18 protein-coding genes are annotated in these 22,968 nt (G+C 55.2%); 8 read left to right on the forward strand and 10 right to left on the reverse strand.

The window, feature by feature from the left end; genetic code table 11:
- Nucleotides 1-319: 319 nt before the first annotated feature.
- The 3 genes from Pla144_RS20130 to nadB all read left to right on the forward strand — a co-directional run bounded on the left by Pla144_RS20130 (nt 320) and on the right by nadB (nt 7,206).
- On the forward strand, nt 320-1,888 hold the full coding sequence (locus Pla144_RS20130) for a DUF7453 family protein (protein WP_146452504.1): 1,569 nt from the start codon (nt 320-322) through the stop codon (nt 1,886-1,888).
- A 302-nt stretch (nt 1,889-2,190) separates the two neighbouring features.
- The gene (locus tag Pla144_RS20135) at nt 2,191-5,511 is read left to right on the forward strand and encodes a hypothetical protein (RefSeq protein WP_146452505.1); all 3,321 of its coding nucleotides are present in this window, start codon (nt 2,191-2,193) and stop codon (nt 5,509-5,511) included.
- A 78-nt stretch (nt 5,512-5,589) separates the two neighbouring features.
- Nucleotides 5,590-7,206 carry an L-aspartate oxidase gene (gene nadB / locus Pla144_RS20140; RefSeq protein ID WP_146452506.1) on the forward strand — a complete coding sequence of 539 codons (1,617 nt, stop codon included), beginning with the start codon at nt 5,590-5,592 and terminating at the stop codon, nt 7,204-7,206.
- A gap of 12 nt (nt 7,207-7,218) precedes the next feature.
- Here nadB and Pla144_RS20145 read toward each other — a convergent pair whose 3' ends face one another.
- Complete coding sequence (locus tag Pla144_RS20145) at nt 7,219-7,944, reverse strand: tetratricopeptide repeat protein (protein WP_146452507.1); 726 nt, start codon at nt 7,942-7,944, stop codon at nt 7,219-7,221.
- A gap of 344 nt (nt 7,945-8,288) precedes the next feature.
- Here Pla144_RS20145 and Pla144_RS25195 point away from each other — a divergent pair, with 344 nt between their 5' ends.
- Complete coding sequence (locus tag Pla144_RS25195) at nt 8,289-8,777, forward strand: hypothetical protein (protein ID WP_231936460.1); 489 nt, start codon at nt 8,289-8,291, stop codon at nt 8,775-8,777.
- A gap of 57 nt (nt 8,778-8,834) precedes the next feature.
- Here Pla144_RS25195 and Pla144_RS20155 read toward each other — a convergent pair whose 3' ends face one another.
- The 9 genes from Pla144_RS20155 to Pla144_RS20195 form a co-directional block, all read right to left on the reverse strand.
- Nucleotides 8,835-9,083 (reverse strand): hypothetical protein, encoded by a 249-nt coding sequence (locus Pla144_RS20155; RefSeq protein WP_146452508.1) that lies wholly within the window; start codon nt 9,081-9,083, stop codon nt 8,835-8,837.
- An 84-nt stretch (nt 9,084-9,167) separates the two neighbouring features.
- Entirely contained in the window at nt 9,168-9,887 is a 720-nt protein-coding gene (locus Pla144_RS20160; RefSeq protein ID WP_146452509.1) for an FHA domain-containing protein, read from the reverse strand.
- Between the two features lie 416 nt (nt 9,888-10,303).
- A complete protein-coding gene (locus tag Pla144_RS20165) occupies nt 10,304-11,092 on the reverse strand; it encodes a lipoate--protein ligase family protein (RefSeq protein WP_146452510.1) in 789 nt (262 codons plus the stop codon).
- A gap of 7 nt (nt 11,093-11,099) precedes the next feature.
- The gene (gcvPB, locus tag Pla144_RS20170) at nt 11,100-12,566 is read right to left on the reverse strand and encodes an aminomethyl-transferring glycine dehydrogenase subunit GcvPB (protein WP_146452511.1); all 1,467 of its coding nucleotides are present in this window, start codon (nt 12,564-12,566) and stop codon (nt 11,100-11,102) included.
- 9 nt (nt 12,567-12,575) lie between these two features.
- The gene (gcvPA, locus tag Pla144_RS20175; RefSeq protein ID WP_146452512.1) at nt 12,576-13,949 is read right to left on the reverse strand and encodes an aminomethyl-transferring glycine dehydrogenase subunit GcvPA; all 1,374 of its coding nucleotides are present in this window, start codon (nt 13,947-13,949) and stop codon (nt 12,576-12,578) included.
- 81 nt (nt 13,950-14,030) lie between these two features.
- Entirely contained in the window at nt 14,031-14,420 is a 390-nt protein-coding gene (gene gcvH, locus Pla144_RS20180; protein WP_146452513.1) for a glycine cleavage system protein GcvH, read from the reverse strand.
- A gap of 114 nt (nt 14,421-14,534) precedes the next feature.
- On the reverse strand, nt 14,535-15,656 hold the full coding sequence (gcvT, locus tag Pla144_RS20185) for a glycine cleavage system aminomethyltransferase GcvT (RefSeq protein WP_146452514.1): 1,122 nt from the start codon (nt 15,654-15,656) through the stop codon (nt 14,535-14,537).
- 87 nt (nt 15,657-15,743) lie between these two features.
- Nucleotides 15,744-18,005: a ribonuclease R gene (rnr, locus tag Pla144_RS20190; RefSeq protein WP_146452515.1), complete on the reverse strand. Its 2,262-nt coding sequence runs from the start codon at nt 18,003-18,005 to the stop codon at nt 15,744-15,746.
- Nucleotides 18,006-18,095: 90 nt separating this feature from the next.
- On the reverse strand, nt 18,096-19,076 hold the full coding sequence (locus tag Pla144_RS20195) for a 3'-5' exoribonuclease YhaM family protein (protein WP_146452516.1): 981 nt from the start codon (nt 19,074-19,076) through the stop codon (nt 18,096-18,098).
- A gap of 304 nt (nt 19,077-19,380) precedes the next feature.
- On the opposite strand from Pla144_RS20195, the gene proS reads away from it, so the two are divergent.
- The 4 genes from proS (at nt 19,381) to Pla144_RS20215 (ending at nt 22,926) form a co-directional block, all read left to right on the forward strand.
- Complete coding sequence (gene proS, locus Pla144_RS20200) at nt 19,381-20,883, forward strand: proline--tRNA ligase (RefSeq protein WP_146452517.1); 1,503 nt, start codon at nt 19,381-19,383, stop codon at nt 20,881-20,883.
- Nucleotides 20,884-20,963: 80 nt separating this feature from the next.
- Nucleotides 20,964-21,500: a DUF4416 family protein gene (locus Pla144_RS20205; protein WP_146452518.1), complete on the forward strand. Its 537-nt coding sequence runs from the start codon at nt 20,964-20,966 to the stop codon at nt 21,498-21,500.
- A 122-nt stretch (nt 21,501-21,622) separates the two neighbouring features.
- Nucleotides 21,623-21,952 (forward strand): transposase, encoded by a 330-nt coding sequence (locus Pla144_RS20210; RefSeq protein WP_146452519.1) that lies wholly within the window; start codon nt 21,623-21,625, stop codon nt 21,950-21,952.
- Entirely contained in the window at nt 21,949-22,926 is a 978-nt protein-coding gene (locus tag Pla144_RS20215) for an IS3 family transposase (RefSeq protein ID WP_197530857.1), read from the forward strand. Before Pla144_RS20210 ends, Pla144_RS20215 begins: the two co-directional genes overlap by 4 nt.
- Nucleotides 22,927-22,968 lie beyond the last annotated feature (42 nt).

The following is a 22,968-nucleotide window of genomic DNA, read 5'->3' on the forward strand; positions in this document are numbered from 1 at the left end:
ATGTCCTCCGGGATAGTCTAAGAGAGGTCGCGATTTCTGTCCGGACCACGTGGCGGTCCGGCTAGGGGAACCTGAGAGTTGGCAAAGGCTTGTGGGCCAATTTTGCGGCAAGTTTCAGCGAATCGCTACCCCAGTTTGCATAATATCTTTCGCCTTTCATCCCAAAATTCCTTTCCCCTGTTCTTTTATTGCCTCATGTTTTTCTTGACAAGCCACAGTGAAATGGCAATAGTGGCAACTAGGAACCGAAGAAGTGAATCTACATAGCTGGCTCTCTAGCCCTAGCTAACTCCATTCTCTCGCAGAAGGATATACGCTAATGTCCCACTGTATCTGGAACCTCACTCGCTTTGTTGCTGTTGCTACTCTGCTGGCCGGATTGGCGATTGCCCACCCAATCCAGGCGGCCACTCGGGTCGTCGTGCTTAGTGGCGACGCGGCCCCCGATGGCAACGGATTTTTTGCCGGCCGTAGGTTTGTATTTTCTTCTTCAGTCCTCAATGATGCGGGGCAGGTAGCGTTCTACGCGAGCCTCGGCGGTACCAGCGGTGGGTCAACCGATGACACCGGCATCTTCCGCGGAGATGGTTTGACGCTCTCGCAAATTGTCCGCGCGGGGCAAGCTGCTCCCGGCGGCAATGACGACTTCTCATCTTTCTCCAACTCTTCGAGTTTTCCCTCCATCGTCCTCAATGACGCGGGACAAGTGGCATTCTTCAGTCGGCTCACAGCGACCAGCAGTGGGGTAGACCCCGATCGTGGCATTTTCCTGGGCGACGGTGCCACACTGTCTCAGATAGTTCGTAACGGCCAAGCGACTCCCGAAGGTACTGGCAGTTTCACAACCTTCAGCAATCCCGTCCTGAATAACGTGGGAGAGGTGGCGTTTCAAGGATCAGTCTTCGTCAATACGAGTATCCTCCGCAGTGACGAGACGACATTGACGCAGATCGCTCGCAAGGGACAGACCGTTCCTGACGGCAACGGCACTTTCTCGTTTCTCGGTGATCCAGCCCTGAACAATATGGGGCAGGTAGCCTCCATTGCCTTACTCACCGGTACCAGCGGCGCGCCGACCGACGATACAGGCATCTTCCGGGGCGATGGCACGACGCTTACGCAGATCGTCCGCAAGGGCCAGACCGCCCCCGACGGCAACGGCAGTTTCGCGCTTTTCAACTCCCTGCTCGGCTCCCCAGCTCTCAACGACGCTGGTCAAGTGGCATTCCTCAGCAGCCTTAACGACACCACCGGCGGGACAGCCGACAACACAGGCATCTTTCGCGGTGACGGTACGACATTAGTGCAACTCGCCCGCACAGGTCAGCCGGCTCCCGGCGGCAATGGAAATTTCTCTATCCTCCAGTTTCCCGCCCTTAACAACCTGGGGCAGGCAGCTTTTCTAGCCAATCTCACCAATACTAGCGGGGGACTCTTCGATAATAGCGGTATCTTCCTCGGCGATGGTACTTCGCTCACCCAAATCGCCAGAGCAGGTCAGGCAACCCCTGGAGGAAATGGCAACTTCTTTAGTTTTGGCGATCCTGCCATGAACGATGCGGGGCAGGTGGTTTTTTCGGCGTCATCTATCGGTTCGACAATCAATGGTGGGATTTATCTTCATGACGACTCGCTTGGACTAATACCGCTTGCCCAGGTGGGCGACCCGTTTCTTGGCAGTACGATCAGCCAAGTTGGTTTTTCCAGCGGAGGTCACTTTGGAGATGAGCAAAGCGGCCTCAATGAGCGGGGCCAGGTCGCCTACACATTCAGCCTTCTCGATGGCCGCAGCGGCATCGCCCTGTGGAGCCCCATCCCCGAACCGTCGTCGGAGGTGCTGCTGTACTTGAGTGCGATGGCACTTTCGATTCGGCGTCTGAAGCGTTAGTGGCGCTGCTTTCATGGACTGAAAGCGACTAACTTGTCCTAGCCGGAGTACAATGTTCTCAGGGTTAGTCTAATAGAGCTCGTGAACTCTTTCCGGACCGCGTGGTGGTCCGGCTAGGGGGACTATCTGACAATTCGCTTGTTGGGATGCGACCGAGGCCCGATTCTCCGGAAAAAATGGCCTGACCACTACCCCAAGTTTCGCAAAATATCTTGCCCACGACCTGACCGGCGGGGCAAGACCCTTATAATGGAACAAGTACCCACGCGATCTTCCCGGAACTTAGGAATCCCCCACCTGCCATGGCCAGCGTCATTGAATCCTCGCCGCCTCCTGTCTCCCGCGCGGAAGAACGGCTGGTGGACGAGCAAATTCGCCGTACACTCAGATCGCTCAAGTTGCTCGACTTGATGGCGGGCATCATCACGCTGGTCATCGGGGTGCTTGCGTTTCTCTTGACTGCGGCAGTGCTGGATCAGTGGGTGATCCCCGGCGGGTGGAATGGCACTATGCGATTGGTGTTGCTCGTTCTGCTGTTAGGTGGTGTCGGCTGGTACTGTTGGCGGGCCTTTTGGCCATTGATGTCACGGTCAATTAACCCGGCATACGCGGCACAACTCATCGAGCGAAACACCCCTTCGCTGAAAAATAGCTTGCTCAATTTTCTGCTGCTCCGAACCGAGCGGCGGCAACTTTCCCAGAAGGTATACCAGGCAATCGAACAACAGGCCGCTCAGCGGTTGTCCGAGGTGTCGATGGATACAGTGGTTGATCGCTCGGCCTTGTTGCGACTTGGTTACGTGTTGGTAGCAGTCGTGGCATTGTGTGCGATGTATCGTGTGCTTTCGCCAAAGAATTTGACGACCTCAATCTCACGCGTACTTATGCCCTGGTCGGAAATTGCCGTGCCTAGCCGGGTAGAAATATTGGATGTAACGCCAGGAGATACGTCGCTAGCTCGTGGCGAACCATTGCCCATATCGGCCGAGGTCCATGGGCTCAATGAGGACGAACCCGTCGAAGTGCATTACTCGACACTTGATGGCCAGGCCGAGGATCGAGTCGTTCCCTTGACGGGAACAGTGGGTGGCTTGCGGTTCGAGGGGAAGATCCCAGACAAGTTTTCCAGTGAGGGCGGAGTACAGCAAGACTTGGAATATTGGATCACGGCCGGTGATGCGCGGTCGCCCAAGTATCGGGCGACAGTGTATGCGCGCCCGACGTTGGTGGTGGATCGAATTCGCTACGAGTTCCCGGCCTATACGGGGCTGGCCTCGCGCGAAGTCGAGGGAACTGGCGACATTCACGCTCTGGAAGGGACGAAGGTCATCCTTTACGCCCAGGCCAATCAACAGATCGCTAGCGCACATGTCGATTTTGCTGCCGACGGGCGTCATGATTTGACTATGAAGTCCAACGGCGAAAAAGCAAATGCCGAGTTTACTTTGGCACTCAAGGAAGATCGACGCACACCGCAACATGGTAGCTATGTTCTGCGGTACAAAACTGAGAGTGGCCGCACGAACAATAAGCCGCCAAAATACGAGATAGACGTTACTCCGGACTACGCCCCCGAGATTGAGATCATCGCCCCGCGAGACGAAGAGGACCAACCCGTCGAGCAACTCGACGTGCCGGTCAACCAGGAGTTCACGATCGAAGTAGAAGCCCGTGATCCCGATTTCTTGCTCAGTCAAGTGTCGCTCCTGGGACAGCTTGGCGGTAAGCAAGTGCTCGATCACGCATTGCTCAGCGAGGAACATGAAGGACGATTTGTGGGACGCTTCAGCGCCACTCCAGAGGAACTGGATCTCAAGCCGGGTGACATCTTGGAATACTGGGGCACCGCGAGCGACAATCGTCGCCCGCAAGCGAATGTGGCTGAGACTTCGAAACAGCGAATTCGGGTCATCGGTCCCCCGCAATTCGATCAGCAGAATCCAACCGGTGAGGGGCAGCAAGATCAGAACGGCGGTGGTGATGGGTCGGAAGATGGAGAGGGGGGAGAGAGTGGTGACCAGCAGGGTGAAGCAAGTGGCGCTGGTGGCGAAGGTGAGCAAGGTGAATCACAAGAAGGCGGCGGTGAGGGAGAACAGGGTGAAGGGGGAGAAGGAGAGCAGCAACTAGGGGGCGATGGAGCTGGCGGAGAAAGCTCCGAGTCTGACGGTGACTCAGGAGAGCAGCAAGAAAATCAACAAGGATCAGGCGGAGAGCAATCCGAATCCGGCGACCAACAGCAGCCTGGCAAGGTTTCTGCAGAGGGGGATGACGACGGCGAAGCATTCGAAAGAATTTCTGATCACATGGCTGAGAAGGATACGAACTCTCAGAACCAAGAAGGCCAAGCTAACCAGGGTCAAAATGGCGAGACGGAAAGTCAGCCCGGTGAATCCGGGGGAGAAGGTCAGCCCGATTCCGACCAATCGGGCGAATCTTCTGACGCAGAAAATGCCCAGGAGGGTGAAGCAGACACCGACGGTACCGAACAAGAACGAGAGTCCCAAGGTGCCGGGGCAGAGGGTGATCCAGCGGGAGAAGAACAGGGCGCGCAATCCGACAAGACCCAGCAATCTGGCGATGGTGAAGAACCAGAGTCACCCGAGGGTGAAATGTCCGGCGAACAAGGTGAAGCTGGTGCGGGTGAAAACCCCGGCGAAGAGCAAGGTTCCCCCGACGCGCTGGACAAGCAGTCCGGCGACAAGTCCGACGAAGAATCGAAGGATCCTCAGGAGAATGACCAGGAAGCACCCGGCCAGGGCCGCGGTGACAAGGAATCGGATTCTCAAGGAGGGCAGGGGGGAGATCGTTCCGGCGGTGGACAAGAAGGTGGCGGCCAACAAGCGGATGCAGAAGGGACCGGAGCGGCTGGTGAGAACACGGCCGCCGACGATGGGGCAGGGCAAGCAGCCGAGCCAGGTGCTGGGGAAGACTCTGCGAAACCAGGTGACGACGGCACTGCCGAACAACCTACCGGCCAACCCGGCGAGGAAGAGCCCGGCCAGGGAAGTGGTGAGTCTGCCGAAGGAAGTGGCAACAAGCCGAGTGGCGAAGAAGGTCAAACCGCTGCTGGCGAAGAGGCTCAGCAGCCCGGCAGTGAAGGTGGTGAAAGCAGTGGCCAACCCGAAGCATCAGACTCCGCTGATCCCGCCAACATGGCAGGCCAGCAACCTCCTGGCGGTGGCACGGGAGGCTCAAGTTCACCTCCACCTCCCGGCGAACTCGAACCGGGCGACGAAGCGAATCTGGATTATGCCCGCAAGCAAAGCGATCTCGTTCTCGACCGATTGGAAGATCAACTCGACAAAGACAGCGTCGATCAAGAAATGTTAGAGAAACTCGGTTGGAGCAAGGAAGACCTCCGCAAGTTCGTAGATCGTTGGAAGGGACTCATGAACGCCGCCGAACAGGAAGGCCCCGCAGGGGATGAGGCCCAGCAGGAACTTGACAATGCCCTGCGCAGCCTGGGCCTCCGCCCCGGACGCCGCGGCTACCAATCGCAAGCGATCCAAGAAAAACTCCGCGAGCTGAAAGATTCCTATCGAGGGCAAACCCCCTTAGAATATGCCGACCAAGTGCGGGCGTACATCAAGGGTACGGCAACAGCGGGAGACGAGAAGGATTGAGAGAGTGTCATTCTCTTGAAATCATTTCCTCCAAGAAATGTCCTAGCGTCTCCGAATCGAATCAAGAACAATGGGGTTATGAAATCTCCCATCCCCCGCTACCTTGTTTCTTTTGATCCGAAGCGAATTCCGCATCACTTTGTCGACGTGCTGGTCATCGGTGGAGGGATCGCCGGGTTACGGGCCACGATGGCTATCGACCCCCGGTTGTCGACCTTGGTAGTGACGAAGGATCGTTGGAGTGAGTCGAATTCTGCTTATGCCCAGGGGGGCATCGCGGGAGTGCTGGCACCAGAAGACCGCTTTGAGGATCACATCACCGACACGATGATTGCCGGTGCTGACCTCTGCGACCGTGAAGTCGTCGAGATGGTCATTCGTGAAGCCCCCGATCATATTCGACAGTTGATCCAGTGGGGAACAGTCTTCGATCAGGAGTCTGATGGTGAGCTGTTGCTCGGCCGCGAAGGGGGGCACAGCCATCACCGCATCGTGCATGCCTTAGGAGATGCCACCGGTAAAGAGATTATGCGGGCGATGATCCAGCGAGCCCGCGATGAACTCGGTGCCCAGATGTGGCAAGACACGTTTACCATCGACCTTTTAACTCATGAAGGGCAGTGCCGTGGGGCGCTGGTGTGGCATCAGAATCATGGCCGCACGTTTGTATGGGCCAAACAGACGATTCTCTGCACGGGGGGAGTCGGACAAATTTTTCGCGAAACGACCAATCCAGTCGTGGCGACAGGGGACGGCCATGCAATCGCCTATCGAGCTGGGGCAGAATTGCGTGACATGGAGTTCATGCAGTTTCATCCTACTGTGTTATACATCGCGGGAAGTAGCCGAACGCTCATCACTGAAGCGGTACGCGGCGAGGGAGCGATCCTGGTCGACGCCAATGGCGAACGATTCATGCCCAGTTACGATGAACGGGCCGAACTTGCGCCCCGTGATGTTGTGAGTCAGGCGATTGTCGACCGCATGAACAAGACGCATCATCCATGTGCCTATCTTGATCTTACGGGGCTCGATCCAGCGCATGTCCGTAGTCGTTTTCCAGGAATCACCAAGAGCTGCGCTGAATTTGGTATCGATGTTACCCAGGACCGCATTCCCGTGAGGCCTGGTGCCCACTATATGATCGGTGGGCTTACGGTCGATCATCAAGGAGGAACGACTTTGCCCGGTCTATGGGCAGCAGGAGAAGTCACAAGCACCGGTCTACATGGCGCCAATCGCTTGGCGTCAAACAGTCTTCTGGAGGGTTTGGTCTACGGCGCCCACGCCGGTGCGGCTGCTTCAGCAGCCGCGTTAGACGTCCCCGACAACTTTCAGGCCATACCACTCAGTAACCCTGAGAGTGAACCGAGCGGTGAGCCACTCGATCTAGTCGACATTCGCAATTCGCTCAAAAGTTTGATGTGGCGAGCTGCCGGGGTCCTTCGCGACGGAGACCAACTACGCACCGCCGGCAAAACTATCGACGGTTGGTGCCAATATGCGCTGAGCCGTCAATTCACCGACCCGGCAGGGTGGGAATTGCAGAATATGTTGCTCGTGTCTCGCGTGATGATTCAGTTCGCACTTGAGCGTAAAGAATCCCGAGGCGTGCATCTAAGGGGAGATTTCCCAGAGAACGGGGGCGAAGACTGGCAGCGGCATTTGAGTGTAATTCGTGGGGCAACCCCGTAATACAATCTGCCGTTAGTACCGCACGTTCGATTTTGATTGCTGCACAGTGCGAGTTCCGTCGGGAGGAGTCACCATCGGCGCGCCCACGGCTTGATTGGCTTGCATCGAAGCGACGCGGGATTCGATGGCTGGTTGGAAGCGATTGATCGCCAACGATCGCTGATAGTTAGCCATGGCTTGGGCCGTGTCACCCGAAGACTCCCTTAAGCGGCCGAGCGCAGTGAGTGCCCGGCTATTGTGCGGATCGATAGTGATTGCCTCTTCCAGCATTGCAGACGCTTGAGGCATGTTGTTGGTCTCTTCGTACAGGCGAGCTAATTCGATTTTTGGGTCAGCCAGCTGCGGACTGCGCGCGGACCAGCCTTCCAACAAACGGTATGAGGCATCTTGTCGATCCGTTTCTGTGAGTAGCACGGCCAGTCCTCGATAACACTCGGTGTAGTTCGGATCGTAATCCAGGCACTGGTTATAAAGCTGCTCAGCTTGCTGTAAGTCTTGGGGACGATTCTGAAGTTTCCCGCTTTTGTGCAAAGTCGACGCGAGGTTATAGTACGCGCTGGCCGACTGCGGGTTGCTGGCGATTGCCCGTTGAAATTGTGTGGCGGCTTGTTGGTAATTTCCATTCTGATAGAGACGCACCCCCTCAGAATTGAGCGCCTGCGAATTCATGCTATTGCAACCTGCGAACATCGCGAGCGGAACAAGAAGCAAGGAACTTGTGTAGTGTGTAAGGTGCATGATAGGTGCCGCACGGAGTGCGTTCCTCTCGAGCAGTTGAATGGTTAGTCTGGTCAGGCTAGAGAAGCCTCTGGGGGGCGAAAGATAGCAATCGCGTCAGGTCCACGCAACCCAAAAGGCTGGTTTTGACTGTGGTGATGGCTAAAGACACTCCCTGGTGCTGTCACGGCCCGAAAGTCTAGCTAAGCCGGATTATCCGCACTAACCGGCATATTTACGGAAATCGGTTATTTTTCGTGTTCGGTCTATATTGCCCAGTCGGCATTCCGATGACTGCTAGCGTCCCCCTTACCATTAGCGACCTGCCCTATCCCAGGGCTACCTAAACAAGGAGCAGCCTCCCCATGCCGACCAAAACAAGTTCAGCCGCGAAAAACACATCGAATTCCAAACCAGCCAAGACTTCTTCCAAAAGCCGCGCGACAAAGAGCAAAGCTCCCAAAGTTGCTGAAGATTCTGCCGATCAAGAAGTGACGATTGACCGCCGAAGGGAAGAGCGGCGCGAAGATGAAAGCACAGCACCTGCCAAGCTCGAACGACGAACCAAGGTGCAACGCCGCCGCCAGATCGACCCCACTACCTGCGAGCGAGACTACTCCGATGAAGAGGTCTCCTTCATGAGCGCTTTAGACGAGTACAAGCGGAAGAATGGCCGCATGTTTCCTACTTGCAGCGAAGTGCTTGAAGTGATTCGCTCACTGGGTTACGTGAAACTCTCCCCAGCCGAATTGGCAGTGGTGCGTCCTGAGAGCGAAGAAGCGACAGAAAATACCGCTTCAGAAGAAACCGAAGAACTCGAAACAGAAGAAGCTTTCGAGCTAGAAACAGTCTGACTCATAAAGTGGAGTGCTCGTCACTGGGAAACGCCAGTGGCGAGCGCCACTTATTTCTTACTTGTGAATCTCCGTGACAATCTCTCGCAGTTCGGGCAAGGTGATCTCTGCCATGTCTTTTCCTTGGCGGGCCAGATGCTCGTTGATCTTAATGGCTGTTTCTTGCATCATGCCATGCGTGTCTTGCGAACCCCCGGCCAGGAAGAAGTTTGGGCCTCGGGTAATCCGCTTTTGGTCATCATCGGCATCAAAAGCCAGACCCACGAGGGCTGCTTTCGGCTTTGCTGCTGGGAGGCGGGAATTCATAGCTGGTAAGTTTTGGGGTATGACTTGGCGAGGGGATCTGGAAGCATAATCGGTAGCCCCCAGAAATTTCAATGCGGGCTGAGCTTAGCGGCGGCGACTCCAGGAACGAAGTGCATCGGCTGCTGCCTCAACGCTATTCTTGGAACTCGGCTTCTTATCGATGGGGGGAAGTTTACCTGGTTTTTTCTTTTTTCCAGAGTCTTTGACATCTTCTTCTGAATGAGCCGACTTGTGATCCTCTGTCTCTGGCGAACTCTCTATTCTGTCACCAGCCTCGGCACGCATTTCTTTGACTGCATCACGCAATTCACTAGCCTTCGTATCGTCGAGACGGATCGTCTGAGTTTCTGCCACCTCTTCGCTGAGCACGCCTTCACCGGATTGGGAGGAATCCAAAAGCCACCTTGAAATATCGTCATCCCCAATATCGCTCCCAGTTCCTTGAGAGGCAGTGCGTTGGGCAGCTTCGGCGACCGATTTTACCTGAGGCTTTTTCTCATTATTCAAGCCACTAGTCAGTGTCACCAAGAATTCAAGATTGCCGATATTGAGTGTGTCGCCGGAAGTGAGTTCTACTACATCTGTAATCTTGGCACCGTTGACGAGCGTCCCATTGCGGCTTCCCAGGTCGGCAATAGTGACTTTGGTACCGCTGCGTCGGATTGCACAATGCTTGCGGCTAATCGAGGTACTCCCTGAGCAGAGGTGGCACTCAGGACTCCGACCGATCAAGAATTCGTCCTTCTTGACGGCAATTTTGGCCCCAATTTTTGAGCCCTTCATTACTTTGAGAATTACATCCATCGCTCAACCTGTCCGTGCCTAAACGAAGTAGCTTAGCCCCTAGAAAAAGTAAACCGCCAACAATAGAAAAGACAAAGCTGTCCCTATCGAGGGCAGGCCGCCGAGGGCTGGAAAGAAGACACCTTGATCGTCGCGATCCGCGCACTTGCAAAGCACGAAAAACGAGAATAAGGTAACTCCCCCCCAGGACCCCTTATCAGTTGCAGGATATCACGAGCAAGCCATGACACCAATATGAAGCAAAATATAACTACAGCACAAATCTCTTAACAAACGAAATAATAATCCTCGACTTAGTTACAGTACTCCCCCCAAAAGAGGGGGGCGCTAGATTTACGCTTTATTCGAGTAAACCCCCACCAACGCTATTTAGTAAGGGACTCATCACAGTCATCGGCTAACAGGGCAGCATGCGCTTAGCGCCTTGCCGTCCATTGGGGATTTCTGTACTTCTCATTATACCAACTCTCTACCCTGGAGCGAACTTCCTGGCAAATTTTGCCTGGTGAGCACTTCAGGCCCAAAGCTCGCGGGATTTCCGTTCTCAATTCGCTCGCTAGACTTGCCGGCGAGAATGTCGTACCGCATACATCGTTCAATCCTGCAAGTTCCGGGCTTAATGGCGACTTCTCCAGCAACAGGCTTCCATGTTGTAAGACGGCTCCTCGGCAGCGGCGTTGTGCGCTTCCAACTATTTTGTGATTCACTTTACCATTCTTAGGCTCGGCAGACACTCGGTAGACAATATCTCCCTTAGCGCGGCGCTCAAAACAAAGGAAGTGATTATCCTCGCTCGTTGGTGACTCCTCAGCTATTAGTCCAATCTGATTCGAGAATGATACATGCCGCCGCATGACCGTCGCGATGGTTTCGTGTACGGTGTTGTATAAGGACTGAGCATTCCTGGCCAGCGGATGGTTCTCGGGTAGTGAGATGCTGTAAGTCAGTTCCCGATCATGCAGAATTGCCCCGCCTCCACTTTGCCTGCGGACCACGGCCGCCGAGAGGCTTGCAGGATGGCGCTCTCGATCGCTGAGCTTCTGAAAGTACCCCAACGATAATGTTGGTTCTCGCCACTGGTAGAATCGCACAGTGGCTATTCGCTGTTCCGCAGCGAGTCGCAGCAGTGCCTCATCCAGTGCCATGTTCCAGGTGCCTTCGGCAGGGGGATCAACAAGCAGCTGGCATGAAAAAGCTTCACTCACGGCAGGCTCAATTGGCCTCTGAAAGTGCTGCCCAAGTTAGCACCGGTTGGCGGGCTGCGCGGACTTCGTCGGGTCGACTGACCGCGGTTGAATGGGGGGCGTCGTGTAATAGCTCGGCGTCTTCTTCAGTGATTCGAAATAGCACTTCGGCAAAAGCATCGAGTGTTTCCTTGCTCTCCGACTCAGTTGGCTCGCACATCATGGCTTCGGGGACAGTCAGTGGAAAATAAACCGTCGGGGCATGAAATCCATAGTCTAAAAGCCGCTTGGCGATATCCATTGCCGTGATCCCCTTATCCTTTTTCAGAGTATTCGCAGAAGCGACAAATTCGTGCATGCAGCGATTCCCTTGAGGGACCGGTAGAATATGCTTTACCCGACTCAGTAGGTAGTTGGCATTGAGCACTGCATTCTCAGAAACCTCGCGGAGCCCGTCAGGACCGTGAGTCCGAATGTAGGCATAGGCTCGCACTAATACGCCAACATTGCCAAAGAACGACCGCACGCGACCGATGGTTTTGGGCAAGTTGAAGTCGAGAGCGTATAGGGAATCCTCTTTCCGCACGATCGGTGTGGGTAGGTACGGAGCAAGCTTTTCGATGACACAGATCGGACCTGCTCCGGGACCCCCGCCACCGTGGGGGCCGCTGAAGGTTTTGTGGGGGTTGTAGTGCTGCATGTCGGCACCCCAATCCCCAGGGCGAGTAATACCAAGAATAGCATTCATGTTAGCACCATCAAGGTAAATCAAACCCCCTCTCGCATGCACTTGATCAGCGATTTCGCGCATGTGGGGTTCGAACAGACCCAGCGTACTGGGGTTGGTGATCATCATCACAGCCACTTCGTCGTCAAGCTTGGAAGCTAAGTCAGCCATGTCGACAAAGCCGTCCGAGGTGGTTTTCACGGTGATCGACCGATAGCCCGCCATTGCGGCGCTCGCCGGATTCGTGCCGTGGGCATTGTCGGGGACAAGCACCTTGGAGCGATTTTCGCCAAGGTCTTTGAAATATGCCGCCGCCACTAAGAGTGCTGTCAACTCGCCATGAGCTCCCGCAGCGGGTTGCAGACTGCACGCCGGTAGCCCCGATATCTCTTGAAAATACTCCTGCATCTCATAGAGCAAAGCCAGCATCCCTTGAATCGTCTCCTCGGGCTGACAAGGGTGCAGGTCGGCAAACCCTGGCATGGCCGCTGCCCGTTCGTTCCGTTTGGGATTGTACTTCATCGTGCAACTTCCCAGCGGATAGAAATGTGTATCGACAGACATATTCATCGTCGAGAGATTCACAAAGTGCCGGACGATCTGCGGTTCGGTAACCTCCGGCAAAGCAGGGGGGCTTGATGCGGTCGCTTCCGTGGGCAGCAGATCAGCGATGTCCCGCTCAGGCACATCACACGCAGGAAGCCGCGCCGCCCGTCGACCGGGCCGGGAGAGTTCGCACAACAGTTGGGTGTCTCGGGAATTTCGCATGGTATTTTTCTAAACGGTGGCTGGGACTGAGACACGTTCGGAAGCTTTGGTCAAGGTTGACACCAACCCATCGATCTCCGCCTTCGTCCGCTTCTCCGTTACGGCCACAAGGAAACAGTCTGCAAGCTCTGGATACCAACGACCTAATGGCAAACCAGCCAGGTAGCCGCGGTCGAGTGCAGATTTCAATAAATCGTCCACTCGATTCTCTCTGTCGCGGATGACAAACTCCTTAAAAGTGGGTTCCTCGAAGGCCAGCGAGAATCGCTCATGCTGACACAGCTGTTCCGCGGCATAGCGAGATTTCTGCAAACAGAGGCTTGCCGTTTCGCGAAGTCCCTGTGGACCAAGTTGGGCCAGATATACAGTTGCTCGCAGGGCAAAGAGTCCTTGGTTCGTACAGACATTGCTCGTTGCCTTCTCGCGGCGGATGTGTTGTTCGCGGGTTTGCATCGTGAGCACAAAACATGTGTTGCCGCGGCGATCCACCGTTTGTCCCGCAATGCGACCGGGCATGCGACGGACTAGACTCTTCTCACAGGCCATGATCCCCAGATACGGGCCGCCATACGCCATCGGCGATCCGAGCGTATGACCCTCGGCCACTGCGATGTTGGCACCATAGTCTCCAGGGCGCTTAAGTACGCCGAGACTCATCGGATCGAACACGGCGATTAAGAGCGCTCCGGCTTTCTTCGTGATTCTATTCACTTCCGCAGCATCTTCGACGCAGCCAAAAAAGTTTGGCTGTTGCAGCACGACAGCTGCCGTTTCTTCATCGACCGCCTCGGAGAGAATCTCAGGATCCACGACGCCACCAGAGGTGGGAATCGTGACTACTTCGGTGGCAAGGTTTTCCAAATAGGTTGCAATCGTGGCTCGATACTCGGGGTGCAGCGACTCAGGGACGATCACCTTGCCGTGCCGACCAGTCGCGCTGATTGCCATCAGCACGGCTTCAGCAGCTGCACTCGCCCCGTCGTAAAGGCTGGCATTGGATACATCCAGCCCAGTTAACTCGGTAATGAGTGATTGGTACTCGAACATAACCTGCAAGTTGCCCTGACTTGCCTCGGCCTGATAGGGAGTGTAGGAAGTATAGAACTCGCTTCGCGAGCCAATCGTATCGACCACTGCCGGAATAAAGTGGTCGTAGCTGCCCGCACCAAGGAAGCAGACCGCCTCGCCAGCAGGTGTATTGCGGGAAGCGAGTTCGCGCAAATGCTGATCAAGTTCCAGCTCCGACAGTGCAGGCGGCAAATCAAGACGGCGGCCGAGCTTCAGCTCGGCTGGAATCGAATCAAACAACACGTCAACCGACTCGGCACCTATCGCCGAGAGCATCGCCTGCTTGTCTTCAGGGGTATTGTAGTGGTAAGGCATAGGGGGAGTTTCGAGTTTCGGTTTTTGTGTTGCGAGTGAGGAAGAAGTATTCAAATGGCTTGGCTCGCGCCTCGTAACTCATCACTCTTCGCATTGTTTCTGGTAGGCAGCGTGGTCAAGTAGTTTGGCTAGGTTCGCGTCGTTGGTTACCTTAATCTTGGCGATCCAGCCCGCGCCATAAGGGTCACTGCTCAGGGTTTCAAGCGTATCGGGAAGCGCCGAGTTGACGGCTACTACTTCCCCATCGACTGGCGCGTAGATATCACTAACCGCCTTTACTGACTCAACTTCACAGAAGGGCTGTTCGGCTTCGACCTGCTTACCCACGGCTGGCAATTCAATGAATACCAGATCGGTAAGCGCTTCCACGGCGAATGCGGAGATTCCAACGGTGGCAATCTGTGTGCCCCCTTCCTTAGCGACGGCGACCCATTCATGGGTTTTTGCATAGAGCAAATCTTCTTGCTTCACAATAATGTCTCCCCAAGCGTAAACGATTTAGTTGACGATGTGATTCCACAGCAGATGTAATGAAGTGCGTGCCGCCGCAGGAAAAACGGGTCTCTCAACCCTAATTCCTTTACTTTATTTTCCTCGTTCGTAAAACGGCAACGGCACGACCTGGGCGGGGTGCTCTTGGCCACGGACATCGACCGCCAACGGCGTACCAGGGGCGGCTGCCGAAGTACAAACGTAAGCCATTGCGATGGGGTGGTTAAACGTCGGAGAAAATGTCCCACTCGTGACAGCACCGGCCTGTTGATCCCCAAACAAGATTGTGGCCCCTTCGCGGGCCACGCGCTTGCCCTCCATCTGGATTCCGACTCGAACTGTTTGTTTGTGGTCCTTCTGAAAACCGACAATCGCCTCGCGTCCGATGAAATCTCGATCGCGCAGGTTGACGGCGAAATCGAGCCCTGCCTGAACCGGATTGATGGTTTCGCCTAGTTCATGGCCGTAAAGTGGCATGCCTGCTTCGAGGCGCAGAGTGTCGCGCGCTCCCAAGCCCACCGCACGGCCCCCGACATCAGAAGAGGCGTCAAGTAATTGTTGCCAGACATCTGGAAGCTGATCCGCGGGGCAGACGATTTCGCAGCCGTCTTCTCCCGTGTAGCCAGTACGACTTACAAAACATTCGACGCCGCAAACTTGTGCCACTTGTCCCGTGTAGTAGCGCAGCGAGGTCAGCTCACAGGAGATGTGCGGATCCAGGATTTCAATCGCCCGTGGTCCTTGAGCCGCAAACATGCCGTAAGTGGCGGTGATGTCTTCGAGCTTGACGTCGAAGTCAGTTTGATGGGTTTCCATCCAAGAGAGGATTTTCTGGCGGTTGCCAGCGTTCACCACCAGTCCGTAGCCCGAGGGTTCGCCGTTCGCGAGCGTCACCCGATAGCAGAGTACGTCGTCAAGGATTCCCCCCGCTTCGTTGCAAATCAACGAGTAGCGAATTTGGTGGGGTTTCATATCCACCACTGAGCGAGTTAGCAAACGGTCAAGATATCCAGCGGCATCAGGTCCGTCGACTAGCACGCGCCCCATGTGTGAGATGTCGAACATCCCAACGGCGGTGCGTGTCGCCTGGTGTTCCTCGACGATACCGGTGTACTGTACGGGCATCGACCAACCGGCAAACTCGACCATGCGGCCACCATTCGCGCTGTGCCAATCGAAGAGCGGGGTGTGAGCCAGTTGATTGTTGCTTGACATGACAAATCCATTCATAGTTCCGGTGGGAAATCGTATTCTACCGGTTTGTGGTCTTGCTGCCAGGGGCCAGGAAATGACATGGGACATCTATTTCCGCTTGCGTTTCGTCTTGCCCTTTCCTTTGCGGGGCTGCTGCTGACGAGCTTTTTTGTCGGGTTTTCGCTTTGTGCCACGGCCATCCGCGCTGCCGCCGATTTTTTCCAGGAGCCGCATGTCGAGTTCTCTTCGCTCGACGTCAACTGTTGCTACAGCAACTCGCACGGAGTCACCAAGGCGATAGGTGTTGCCGGATCGGAAGCCTCGGATCACATGACCGGCGCGGTCGAATTTGTAGTAGTCGTCGGCCAGGGACGTAATATGCACAAAACCTTCGGCGGGGAGTTGCGATCCAGTGACGAACAGTCCAAAGTTCTCGACGCCCGTCACGATGCCATCCATCTGCATCCCAACTTTGTCTTGCAGGTACAGCAGGAGTTTTACTTTCTTGAGCTCCCGCTCGGCCTCGGTGGCCCGCTGTTCACGGTCGCTGCAGTGGTCTCCAAGAGCAAACAATTCTCCCAGGTGTTGTTCGGGTGACTTGCCGCGACTGACAGCCTCGACCAGTCGGTGGATCGTAAGATCGGGGTAACGGCGAATCGGCGACGTAAAGTGGCAATAGAATTTGCTTGCCAGTGCGAAGTGGCCTTCTTCATCAGGGCTGTAAACGGCCCGCTGCATCGACCGCAGAACAGCATAGTTGACGGCATGTTCGCGCGAATCTCCTTTAACTGCGGCAAGCAAGTCCTGTAGTGCAAACCGACTCTCCAAGCTTTCGGTTTTGAGTCCCAGTTCGCTGACGAAGTCGGTAAGCGCTTTTAGTTTTCGCGGTTCGGGGGCACCATGCACGCGTCGCAAGAACTGTAAACCCTTGTCGGCGAGCATCTCCGCCACAGCCTCGTTGGCAGCAAGCATGAACTCCTCAATAATCTGATGACTCTCGGTATTCTCCGCCGCATGGGCACCCGACACGCTGCCATCCTTATCTAGATCGATCACTAACTCAGGCATGTTCAATTCGAGTGAACCGCGTTGCATCCGCCGGCCACGGAGCATCATCGCCAGTTCGTGCATCCGGCTGAGCAGGCTATGAACTTCAGGGGTCAGTTTCTTTTTCCAGCCAGTTCGATCTGCCAGATAGCTGTCGACTTCTTCGTAGGTAAATCGCCGGCAACTCTTCATCGCACTCTTGAACACGTCGGTGCCGATGCGTTGTCCCTCGGGGCTGAATTCGATCCGTGCCGTGAGAGCATAGCGAACTTTGTCGGGCTGCAAACTGGCGAGGTTGTTTGAGATGATCTCCGGGATCATAGGGATCACCTGATCTGGCAGATACACACTGGTCGCGCGATCACGAGCCTCTTGGTCGAGGGGAGATTTAGGCCGCACAAAGTGCGACACGTCGGCAATGTGAACCCCCAGCAGCCAATGGTCGTTCTCAAGCCGAGTGAGCGAAATTGCATCGTCAAAATCGCGTGCAGTTGCCGGATCGATGGTGATTACTGTCTCGCTGGTGATGTCCTGGCGGTGTTTATGATTCGCTTCGTCGAACAACTCCGCCTGCTCACGCGCATCATTCAATACAGCTTCGGAGAATTCCCCGGGAAGATTGTACTCGCGGATAATCGAGAGGGTGTCGACCCCCGGTTGGCCACGTTTGCCAAGGATTTCGACAATGACCCCCTCGCCATCGCGGACATGCGAGGGGAAACGGACCATTTCGACCACAACTTTGTCGTCGGGCTGGGCACCTTTGGCACCGGGATCGCCCACGAAGACCGGTTTGGAAAAGACCTTGCCGTCGATTTGCACGAGCCCCATACCCCCAGCGACGAGATAGGTCCCGACAAACGTATTGGTCGCTCGCTCGACAACGTCGATCACGCGCCCTTCGCTTTTTCCCTGGCGGCCCACCTTGCCACTAAGTCGCAAGCGGACGGTATCGCCGTTGGCTGCGTCACCAGCTCCATTGGCAGGAACGAAGATATCAGCATCGCGCCCTGCTCCGGCGGGGGTACCCTCGGGCCGCACGAACCCAAACCCCCCCTCTGCACGACGAAACGTGCCGATTAGATTTTTCTCAGCCTTCTGCTTCTTTTCGGTCAGCGGCGTGTCACCGTTACCGATCGCAAATACCAGATGGCTCGGGCCGAAGATAAGTTTGCCCTGCTTGACCAATTGCTTGACGATCTTTTTAGTCCGTGCAATGTCATCCCCCTCAAGTCCCAGTCGCTTGGCAATGGTCGACGGTTTTACCGGGCGATACTTGGGATCGGTCACATAGCGGAGTATGGCGTCTTGGATGTCAGGCATGGGTTTAAGTAAATCAGGTCGTCTCGACCCCTCATTTGTGTTAGGCAAACCATTTCAATTTAAGGACCAGACAATCTGGCTCGCAGTAGTTCAATCTTCGCTTTCTGGCTTAAACAATTTTCGCCCAATCTGCGAAAAATATTGCGTCCAATTGCTCTCGCTGTTGGGACAGTCGGCCATCAGTTGACTGAAGTTTGCCACCTTAGCGTCGAGATTATCCAGCAGGTGCAGTACGATCGCCTCGAGCGTCATTGGGAGTTTCGGACTTCCGTATTCATACTCGCCGTGATGGCTGATAATTAGATGTTTAAGTTCAATGAGAAGCCGTTCAGGGAAAGGCTGGCCATCCTGCTGGACGATCTGACGCACTTTTTCGTCAAGCAGTGTGACGCCGATTACCATGTGACCCAAGAGTTGACCTGCATCGGTGTAGGCGATGTCGCGTTCGTAGGAAAGCTCGTCGGTCTTGGCGGCATCGTGGAGAAAAGCACCCATTAGCAACTTGTCCTGCGAAAGTTGCGGATATCGGGGCGCGACCACCAGCACCAGCTCCATCAAACTCAGGACGTGTTCCAAGAGCCCCCCTTGGTACGCATGATGATTCTTCATGCCGGCTGGCGCGCGGAAAAACTTGTCCATGAAAGTGTCGTCTTTGAGAAACCCTTTTGCGAGCCGCGCAAGGGGAGCAGTCTGAATCTGACCGAGAATTTCGGTGAGCCGTTTGCTCATTTTGTCGATATCAGCCGATTGGAGCGTCTTAAAATCGGACTCGTCGAGTTCGTCAGGCCGAGCCTTGCGAATGTGCGTGGCAATTAATTGCATGTTTCCCTGGAACAACTGCGTAGCCCCTTCGACGTGCACATAGTCGCCATTGTCAAAAGACTTGTAATCGGAGTCCGTGGCATTCCACATGCGGGTATTCACAGAGCCACTGCGGTCAGAGAGATCCACTTGCAAGTAAAGGTTGCCATTGCGGTTAGGGCGGAGTTGCTTATCCGAAGCCAGAAATACCTGGCTGACAGGTTCGTTATGGGTAAGCTGGCTGACAAAGCGGCGCGAATCTGAGGACATATGCGAGTAGTGAGTTGCTGGTGGTGTGTGGCGAGCCGGGGCGACCCGATTCCGATCATTCTAGCAGGGGTCCTCACGACCCCTATCAGGTAAGCCGCGACGCAACGCGTCGCGCGCATAAACGCAACATCTTATCAGATTTTCGTAAAGCTCGCTGGGGCCACAAATGTGCGGATTTTTGGGGATGCGATTCTCCCCTGTCGCGGAATCGACTAGAATGCGACCACTTTGGAAAAACCCTAAAAAAATGCCCTGCAATGCATTGCGTCGAGGCTACTTCTGGAACAATAGAAACCCGTTACTCATGTCAAAACCTAAAACAGCCATCTCGCCCACTCGAGCCGAAAACTATCCTGAATGGTATCAACAAGTCGTTAAGGCGGCCGACCTAGCTGAGAATTCCGATGTCCGTGGCTGCATGGTGATCAAACCGTGGGGCTATGCCATTTGGGAAAACATCCAGCGTCATTTAGATGCGATGTTCAAGGCCACGGGGCACGAGAACGCTTACTTTCCGCTCTTTATCCCCATGAGCTTTCTAGAGAAAGAAGCCGAGCACGTCGAAGGCTTTGCCAAGGAATGCGCGGTCGTGACGCATCATCGCCTGGAGCCTGACGGGCAGGGGGGGTTACAACCGGCACCGAGTGCAAAGCTCGAAGAGCCGCTCATTGTTCGCCCTACGAGCGAGACCATCATCGGCGCCACCTTCGCGCGCTGGGTGCAGTCGTATCGTGACTTGCCAATTCTTATCAACCAATGGGCCAACGTTGTCCGCTGGGAACTTCGCACGCGGATGTTTCTCCGCACCACGGAGTTCCTTTGGCAGGAGGGTCACACCGTTCACGCCACCGAAGAAGAAGCCCGCGCAGAAACAAAGCAGATGCTAGATGTGTATGCCGACTTTGCCGAAAGCGTGATGGCCATGCCCGTGATCAAGGGTGAGAAAACCGCCGGCGAGCGGTTCCCAGGCGCTGTTGCTACCTACAGCATCGAGGCTCTGATGCAGGATCGCAAAGCATTGCAAGCCGGAACGTCGCATTTTCTTGGACAGAATTTCGCCAAGGCACAAGAAATTAAATTTCAGAACGTGGAAGGGGAATTGCAGTACGCTTGGACGACCTCATGGGGAGTTTCGACACGACTAGTGGGAGGGTTGATCATGACCCATTCCGACGATGACGGCCTGCGACTGCCCCCTCGCTTGGCACCAGCTCAAATTGTTATCTTGCCAGTGCACCGCAACGACGAAGAACGCGCTATTGTGATGCAGCATTGTGAAACCCTCAAGCTGGAATTGGCTGCCCAACAATATGCCCATGAACCAATCCGTGTACGGATTGATGACCGGGACCTCCGCGGCGGCGACAAGCGCTGGCAGTGGATAAAACGGGGTGTGCCTCTGATTCTGGAACTCGGCCCTCGCGACATTGCTGATGAAAAAGTCTTCGTCAAACGTCGAGATATCGAAGGAAAGGGAGATGCTGTCCCGCGTTCTGAAATCGTAAGCACCGTTGCCAATCGACTAGCGGAGATCCAACAGGCACTATTTGACCGTGCGAAGGCCTTGCGAACCGAGGCGACCATTGAGATTGATACTCTTGATAAGTTTGAAGAGTTCTTCACCGAAGATTCTCCAGGCGGACTTGCATATTGCCACTTTGTTGATAGCCCTACAATGGAGGCAAAGCTGAAGGAACTCAAGTGCACAGTGCGGTGTGTTCCCTTCGATGGCCCGATTGAGTCAGGTAAATGTATTTTCACCGGTGAGCCTAGCGACCGTCGCGGAATATTTGCTCGGGCGTATTAATCCCCGGATGGCAGTGGCCCTCCGGCTAGGTTGATTTCTCACCCCAACCGAACCCCCACACGGTCCGGGAGAGTTTCGTAATGGGTACTATCTCACCTCCTAAATCTGTTCTCCTACTCGTAGCCATCAGCAGTCGCTACGCCGAAGCCCTAGATTGGGCTTGTGAGAGAATCACCTCAGAGTTTGGCCTCGCCGGCGCGGTAAGCCCTGCATTCGAATTCACCGAGACTGACTATTACACCGAGACGATGGGTACTGATCTCAAGAAGCAGCTCTTAGTTCTCGCTACACCAATCGATCCCGGGGGACTCCCAGGGGTAAAGCGACTTACCAACGTATGGGAAGCCGAATACGCTGCGGCGACCAGCCACCCCGAGTCGAGGCCCCTGAACCTCGACCCCGGTTACCTCACGCTTGCCAAGTTGGTACTCGCCTCGACCAAGGATCATGCCCATCGCATATACCTGTCCGACGGAATCTATGCGGAGGTGACGCTCAGCTATCGAGCCAAGGCGTGGCATGCCTTTGATTGGACTTATCCAGACTTCCGGCGGACCGACTTCCAGGCGTTTTTTACCGAATGCCGAAAGTTATTGCGGCCAACTGCTGCAAATTGACGCTACTTGATCCTGCTCTACAATAAATGGGAGTCCAGAATTCTCTCAAACTGTCTTGCCTCAGTCGGAATTGGAATTATCCTAGGTGAGCGTTAGTATAACGCGAAGCTTTGGAGAATTCGATGAGCGAGAGCAGTTCCAACAAGCGAGAACGTCGTCACTTCAGTGGCCCTCAGAAAACAGCGATCGTCAAAGCGCACCTAGTCGATGGCAAGTCCGTGGCGGATCTGTGTGACCAGCACGGGATCCAGCCCACGCAGTTCTACCAGTGGCAGAAGCAGCTGTTTGAGAACGGCGATGCCGCCTTTGAGCGGAAATCCAAATCAGGTGCCAAGTCGCCGCAAGATCGCAAGATTGCGCAACTTGAGGCCAAGCTGATCAACAAAAATGAAGTGATCGCCGAATTGATGGAGGAGAACGTCAAAGCAAAAAAAGTCACTGGGGAACTTTGAAAGGAGCGTGGGTTCCCCATGATACCCGCGACGAAATTGTCGATTACGTCGCCAAGTGGAAGGAGCGGACGGAGCTACCTGCCAAACAATTGGTCCGGTGGATTGGCATCGGCGCGAGTAAGTTCCATGACTGGAAACAGCGGTACGGTAAGGTCAACGAGCACAACGCCTTGGTGCCCCGTGATCACTGGCTCGAACCGTGGGAGAAACTGGCTATGGTTGCCTTCCACAGCGAACATCCGACCGAAGGATACCGCCGGTTGACGTACTTGATGATGGACCAGAACGTGGTGGCTGCGAGTCCGGCGACCGTCTATCGCGTACTCAAGCAGCACGGCTGTTTCGAGCGGTGGAATGGGCAAAAAACCGGGAAAGGCACCGGTTTTCAGCAGCCGCTGAAGCCGCATGAGCACTGGCACTGTGACATCAGCTACGTCAACGTGTGCGGCACGTTTTATTACCTAATCAGTGTACTGGACGGTTGCAGCCGGTACCTGGTGCATTGGGAATTGAGGGAAAGCATGACCGAGGCCGATGTCGAGATTACTTTGCAACGCGCCAAGGAAGCGTTTCCCACGGCAACACCACGGATCATCACCGACAATGGTCCGCAGTTCATCGCCAAGGATTTCAAGGAGTTCATACGCATCTCGGGCATGACCCACGTGAAGACTTCGCCCTACTATCCGCAGAGTAACGGCAAGATCGAACGGTGGCATCAGACGATTAAGCAAGATTGCATCCGTCCGCATGTGCCTTTGTCACTGGAAGAGGCGCGGCAACTGGTCGGGAGGTTCATCGAAGATTACAATCATCGGAGGTTGCACAGTGCGATCGGTTACGTCACACCAGCGGACAAGTTGGCGGGGCGTGAGCAAGCGATCTTCGATGAGCGAGATCGTAAGCTGGCCGAGGCCAGAGTGCGGCGTGCTCAAAAGCGTCGGCAAGAGCGAGAAGATGCGACCGCAGCGTGAGCAAAAGGAACACAGAGAAAGGCTAGCGGGGTCCAGGGGGCG

This window comes from Bythopirellula polymerisocia (genome assembly GCF_007860015.1).
Lineage (GTDB): Bacteria > Planctomycetota > Planctomycetia > Pirellulales > Lacipirellulaceae > Bythopirellula > Bythopirellula polymerisocia.

Coding starts and splice junctions, on each gene's coding strand:
- nadB (WP_146452506.1), top strand. CDS start 5,590: ATGAAATCTCCCATCCCCCGCTACCTTGTTTCTTTTGATCCGAAGCGA.
- Pla144_RS20205 (WP_146452518.1), top strand. CDS start 20,964: ATGGGTACTATCTCACCTCCTAAATCTGTTCTCCTACTCGTAGCCATC.
- Pla144_RS20145 (WP_146452507.1), bottom strand. CDS start 7,944: ATGCACCTTACACACTACACAAGTTCCTTGCTTCTTGTTCCGCTCGCG.
- proS (WP_146452517.1), top strand. CDS start 19,381: ATGTCAAAACCTAAAACAGCCATCTCGCCCACTCGAGCCGAAAACTAT.
- Pla144_RS20135 (WP_146452505.1), top strand. CDS start 2,191: ATGGCCAGCGTCATTGAATCCTCGCCGCCTCCTGTCTCCCGCGCGGAA.
- gcvPB (WP_146452511.1), bottom strand. CDS start 12,566: ATGCGAAATTCCCGAGACACCCAACTGTTGTGCGAACTCTCCCGGCCC.
- Pla144_RS20160 (WP_146452509.1), bottom strand. CDS start 9,887: ATGGATGTAATTCTCAAAGTAATGAAGGGCTCAAAAATTGGGGCCAAA.
- Pla144_RS20195 (WP_146452516.1), bottom strand. CDS start 19,076: ATGTCCTCAGATTCGCGCCGCTTTGTCAGCCAGCTTACCCATAACGAA.
- Pla144_RS20130 (WP_146452504.1), top strand. CDS start 320: ATGTCCCACTGTATCTGGAACCTCACTCGCTTTGTTGCTGTTGCTACT.
- Pla144_RS25195 (WP_231936460.1), top strand. CDS start 8,289: ATGCCGACCAAAACAAGTTCAGCCGCGAAAAACACATCGAATTCCAAA.
- Pla144_RS20155 (WP_146452508.1), bottom strand. CDS start 9,083: ATGAATTCCCGCCTCCCAGCAGCAAAGCCGAAAGCAGCCCTCGTGGGT.
- rnr (WP_146452515.1), bottom strand. CDS start 18,005: ATGCCTGACATCCAAGACGCCATACTCCGCTATGTGACCGATCCCAAG.
- gcvT (WP_146452514.1), bottom strand. CDS start 15,656: ATGTCAAGCAACAATCAACTGGCTCACACCCCGCTCTTCGATTGGCAC.
- gcvPA (WP_146452512.1), bottom strand. CDS start 13,949: ATGCCTTACCACTACAATACCCCTGAAGACAAGCAGGCGATGCTCTCG.
- Pla144_RS20210 (WP_146452519.1), top strand. CDS start 21,623: ATGAGCGAGAGCAGTTCCAACAAGCGAGAACGTCGTCACTTCAGTGGC.